The sequence below is a fragment of the Inquilinus limosus MP06 genome (assembly GCF_000767795.1).
Lineage (GTDB): Bacteria > Pseudomonadota > Alphaproteobacteria > DSM-16000 > Inquilinaceae > Inquilinus > Inquilinus limosus_E.
Genome location: NZ_JANX01000501.1, coordinates 1 through 4,776, shown reverse-complemented (window position 1 = coordinate 4,776; position 4,776 = coordinate 1). Strand labels below are relative to the sequence as shown.

The 4,776-nt window shown below is 70.6% G+C and carries 6 protein-coding genes; 4 read left to right on the top strand and 2 right to left on the bottom strand.

The features are described 5' to 3' along the window. Positions 1-325: TetR/AcrR family transcriptional regulator C-terminal domain-containing protein (locus tag P409_RS26985; protein WP_034845687.1), on the top strand; the 325-nt coding region annotated here is incomplete at its 5' end. Here P409_RS26985 and P409_RS26980 read toward each other — a convergent pair. Then, positions 315-1,367, bottom strand: coding sequence for an SDR family oxidoreductase (locus P409_RS26980; RefSeq protein ID WP_034845686.1), 1,053 nt, complete (start codon positions 1,365-1,367; stop codon positions 315-317). The two genes, P409_RS26985 and P409_RS26980, sit on opposite strands and share 11 nt — an antisense overlap. Positions 1,368-1,476: 109 nt before the next feature. Here P409_RS26980 and P409_RS26975 point away from each other — a divergent pair, with 109 nt between their 5' ends. Then, positions 1,477-2,382 (top strand): LysR family transcriptional regulator, encoded by a 906-nt coding sequence (locus P409_RS26975; RefSeq protein ID WP_034845684.1) that lies wholly within the window; start codon positions 1,477-1,479, stop codon positions 2,380-2,382. 4 nt (positions 2,383-2,386) lie between these two features. Here the strand turns inward: P409_RS26975 and P409_RS26970 are convergent, their stop codons facing one another. Continuing rightward, entirely contained in the window at positions 2,387-2,734 is a 348-nt protein-coding gene (locus P409_RS26970; protein ID WP_034845682.1) for a GFA family protein, read from the bottom strand. A 211-nt stretch (positions 2,735-2,945) separates the two neighbouring features. On the opposite strand from P409_RS26970, the gene P409_RS26965 reads away from it, so the two are divergent. Then, positions 2,946-4,460, top strand: coding sequence for an MDR family MFS transporter (locus P409_RS26965; protein ID WP_034845680.1), 1,515 nt, complete (start codon positions 2,946-2,948; stop codon positions 4,458-4,460). Positions 4,461-4,516: 56 nt separating this feature from the next. After that, positions 4,517-4,776 (top strand): hypothetical protein (locus P409_RS26960; RefSeq protein WP_202964824.1); only part of this gene is annotated, 260 nt, incomplete at its 3' end.

The following is a 4,776-nucleotide window of genomic DNA, read 5'->3' as shown; positions in this document are numbered from 1 at the left end:
GCCGGAGCCGGCGGAGTTCGCCGCGGTCGAATCCGAGACCGCCCTGCTATGCGCGGCCGGCCTTGCCCCGGCCGACGCGCTGCGCGCCCAGATCGCGATCGGCCGCTATGTCGTCGGCTGGGTGCTGGAGGAGCAGGCCGATGCCGCCGACGCCGCCGACCGTGAGGGCGAGCGCATGGCCGCCGCCGACCTCGCCGCCTATCCGACGCTGGCCGACGGCATGGCGGCGGTGCGCGACGCCGATCCGGACGCCGAGTTCGACCATGGTCTCGGCCTGCTGCTGGACGGCATCGCGGCAAGGATAGAGCGGACACTCACGGAATGATGCGGCGCTGCCTCAGATCCCGGAAGATGGCGAGGAACATCGCCTCGGTGTCGGCCGTGTCGTGGAAGCCGAAGAGGCGCGCCTTGGTGGTGTCGCCGAACATGTCGTAGTCCAGGCCGAAGATGAAATCGGCGAAGCGCCAGGACGAGACGTTGCGATACGGCGTCGGCGCCAGGCCGTGCCGGTCGATCATCGCCCGCCACAGCGGCTCCTTGTCCGCCATCATGGTGTCGAGCGGCATCGGCAGCGGCGGCGCCGTCTCCAGCCCGAAGAAGCGGGCCAGGCGCGGCCACAGGTCCGCCCAGCGGAACAGGTCGCCATTGGCGATGTTGAAGGCCTGGCCGGCGGCGCGCGGGTCGGTCGCGGCCCAAACGGTGGCCCGGGCCAAGAGGCCGGAATCGGTCATCTGCAGCAGCTTGCCATAGGCGCCCGGCTTGCCGGGGAAACGCAGCGGCAGGCCCAGCTCCTTCGCCATCGAGGCATAGACGGCGATGGCGACCGCCAGGTTCATCGTGTTGCCCAGCGCCGCGCCGCCGACCACCGCCGGGCGGATCGCCGACCAGCCCCAGCCCCGCGTGGCGGCGCGCTGCCGCAGCCAGGCCAGCTGGTCGATCATGAATTCCGGCGGCATCGGGCCGGGATCATCCTCCCGCGCCGGCGTCTTGAACGGGCCGAGATGGCCGCCATAGACCTTGTAGCCCTGCATCAGGCTGACATGGCGCAGCCCCGGCGCCACGACCTCGACGGCCTCCACCGCGTTCACCAGCATGGCCAGGTTCGGCGCCACCAGCTCGGCCCAGCTCGGCCGGTCCTGGAAGGCGGCGTAGAAGATGTGAGTGACCTCGCGCAGTCCCCCGAGCCTGTCGCGCGCATCGGCGGGATCGAGCAGGTCGACGGCGACGTGCCGGACCCGGCCCGAGGCCTCGCCGCCGCGGCGCGAGAGCCCGATCACGTCCCAATCCTCCAGCGTCGCCAGATGCTCCACCAGGTTGCGGCCGATCACCCCTTGGGCTCCGACCACCAGCGCCGTCTTCCGGTCCATCGCTCTCTCCGTGCCTGTGTCCTGGCCCAGAGATCATTCATTCCGAATGGATTGAGTAGATGGACTGATTGACTATCATCTATAAGCAAATTTTTGAGATGGTTGCCGTATGGACCGCTTCGCCACCATGGCCACCTTCCTGCGGGTGGCGGAGCTCGGCAGCCTGTCGGCGGCGGCGCGGGCGCTGGGCCTGACCCAGCCGGCGGTCAGTCAGCAGGTGGCGGCGCTGGAGCGGCGGCTGGGCGTGCGCCTGCTGAACCGCAGCACCCGCCGCCTGGCGCTGACCGAGGCGGGCGAGCGCTACCGCGCCCAGGCCCGCCGCATCCTGGAGGCGGTGGCCGAGGCCGAGGACGGGCTGGCCGAGGTGTCGGACGCACTCACGGGCAGCCTGCGGGTGCATGCCCCGGCCGGGCTGGGCCAGGCGCATCTGGCGCCGATCCTGATCGGCTTCCAGCAGCGCCATCCGGAATTGTCAGTCGAGCTGATCGCCGATGACCGCTATGCCGACCTGATCGGCGAGGGCGTCGACGTCGCCATCCGCCTCGGCGCCCTGGCCTCGCCCGGACTGGTGGCGCGCCGGCTGGCGACGCTGCGGCGGATCCTGGTGGCGTCGCCCGGCTATGTTGCCGCCCATGGCAGCCCGGAGACGCCGGAAGATCTCGCCCGCCACCCGCATGTCCGCTTCAGCTGGGCGGCGGCGGGCGACGCGGTGCCGTTGGCCGGGCCGGACGGGCCGCTGGAGGTGCGGGTGCAATCCCGCTTCCTGGCCAACAACGCCTTCGTGCTGATCGAGGCGATCCGCGCCGGGATCGGCATCGGCGGCGCCCAGCTGCCGCTGGTGCAGCCGCTGCTGGACAGCGGCGCGCTGGTGCGGGTGATGCATGGCTATGCCTATGCCCCGCTGGAGGTGCATGCGGTCTACCCCTCCGCCCGCTTCGTCCCGCGCCGGGTCCGCGCCTTCGTCGACCACCTGGCTGCGGAGCTGCCGCGGATTCCCGGACTGGACCGGGGTTGAGCCGCTACATCGACCGGCCGTCGAACTCATGCACCGGCACCGCCGCGAGGTCGATGTCCTCCAGGCAGCGGATGTTGATATAGGCCGACCGGTCGGCCCCCGGCGCGGCGTCCTCGGCGAAGACATGGATGCCGCAGTTACGGCAGAAGCGGTGCTGGAGGACGTGCCGGTTGAACAGATAGGTGCCGAGATCCACCGGCTCGGCCCGCACATGCAGGTCGAGATGCGGCACGGCCCAGAGCAGCGCGCCCTTGCGGGCGCAGATCGAGCAGTTGCAGGACACGGCGCCGGTCAGATCGCCCTCGACCTCGAAGGCGACGCGGCCGCAATGACAGCTTCCCTTGTAGAGCATGGTCCCCTCCCCGTGCTGAGCCCGTCCAGAAAGCTGGGCCGGCGGCGGCCATGGGCAATCCCGGCGTCTGGAACAAGGGGCAGGCGTGGGGATGCATGGCTGCGTTGCACCCCCACGCCAGCGCCCGGTGTCGAATGTAGGATGAGCCATCCGTCATCCGCAGAGACCCCCGCCCGCCGCACCGGCCCGCCCGAGGCCCGGAGGAACGCCGATGTCCACAGCTGTCGATCGATCGAAGCGCCCGTTCGTCATCGCCTCGATCATGCTGGCGACCTTCATGGTCGCGATCGAGGCGACGATCGTCGCCACCGCCATGCCCCGCATCGTCGGCGAGCTGGGCGGCTTCACCTATTACAGCTGGGTGTTCTCGGCCTTCCTGCTGGCCCAGTCCACCACCACCGTGATCTACGGCAAGATGTCGGACGTCTTCGGCCGCAAGCCGGTGCTGGTCGGCGGCACCATCCTGTTCCTGATCGGGTCGGTGCTGTGCGGCTTCGCCTGGTCGATGGGGTCGCTGATCCTGTTCCGCCTCATGCAGGGCCTGGGCGCCGGGGCGATCACGCCGGTGACCATGACGGTGGTCGGCGACCTGTACAAGCTGGAGGAGCGTGGCCGGGCGCAGGGCCTGATGGCCAGCGTCTGGGCCACCTCCGCCGTCATCGGGCCGCTGGCCGGCGGCGTCATCGTCGACACCCTGTCCTGGGCCTGGATCTTCTGGATCAATCTGCCATTCGGCGTGCTGACCATCGCCGGCTTCATCCTGTTCCTGAAGGAGCGGATCGAGCCGCGTAAGGTCCGGATCGACTACACCGGCGCCGCGCTGTTCTCGGTCGCCATCGTGTCGCTGCTGGTGATCCTGACCGAGACCGAGGCCAGCGGCTGGGTGCTGGGCGGGCTGGGGCTGCTGTTCCTGGTCGCAGGCCTGCTGTTCCTGTGGCAGGAGCGGCGGGCGCCGGAGCCGATCATCTCGCTGGAGCTGTGGAGCCGCCGGCTGGTCGCCACCAGCAACGTCGCCACCGTGCTGGCCGGCATGGCGCTGATCGGGCTGACCACCATCCTGCCGGTCTATGTCCAGGGCGTGCTGGGGCGGTCGCCGATCACCGCCGGCTTCACCCTGAGCATGCTGGTATTCGGCTGGCCGCTTGCGGTGATGCTGTCGCAGCGGCTGTACCGCGCCTTCGGCGTGCGCCGCACCCTGCGCGCCGGCAGCCTGCTGTTCCCCCTTGGCGCCAGCTTCCTGTTGTTCCTGACGCCGCAGACCCATCCGGTGGTGGCCGGGGCCGGCGCCTTCATCATGGGCTTCGGCATGGGGCTGATCAGCCTGACCACCATCGCCGTGGTGCAGGACAGCGTCGAATGGTCGATGCGCGGCAGCGCCACGGCGTCGATCATCTTCGGCCGCAACCTGGGCAGCACCATCGGCGCCACAGCGCTGGGCGCCATCCTGAACATCGGCATCGTCCATTTCGGCAGCGGCGCGCTGGCGGCGAGGGTGCACGACGTGCTGAACCAGCCGGCGGGCCTGGCCGAGCTGGCCGCCAACCCGTCGGTCCGCGACGTCTTCGACCGGGCGCTGCACTGGACCTTCCTGGGCGTGGTGGCGATGGCGGTGCTGACCTTCGTCACCATCTGGCTGATCCCGATCGCCCCTCGCCCGGCGACTGCGGCGCCGCGCGAGGTGGAGGTCGAGGCGGCGGAGCACAACCCGGCAACCGTCGGTCATTGAGTTTGACCGCAAGAACCGGGCCGACCGCCTTCCGGCCCGGTGCTAGCATCCACACCATGAGCGACCATCTCTACACCCTGTTCGAGACCGCCATCGGCCCCTGCGGCATCGCCTGGGGCCCGCGCGGCATCACCGGCGTGCAGCTGCCGGGGTCCAGCGCGGAGAAGACGCGGCAGCGCCTGCTCCGCCGCTGCCCCGGCGCCGAGGAAGGCGCGCCCCGCCCGACATCGCCCGGATCATCGAGCGGATCGGCGCGCTGCTACGCGGCGGGCGCGACGACCTGGCCGACGTGCCGGTCGACCTCGGCCGCGTGTCG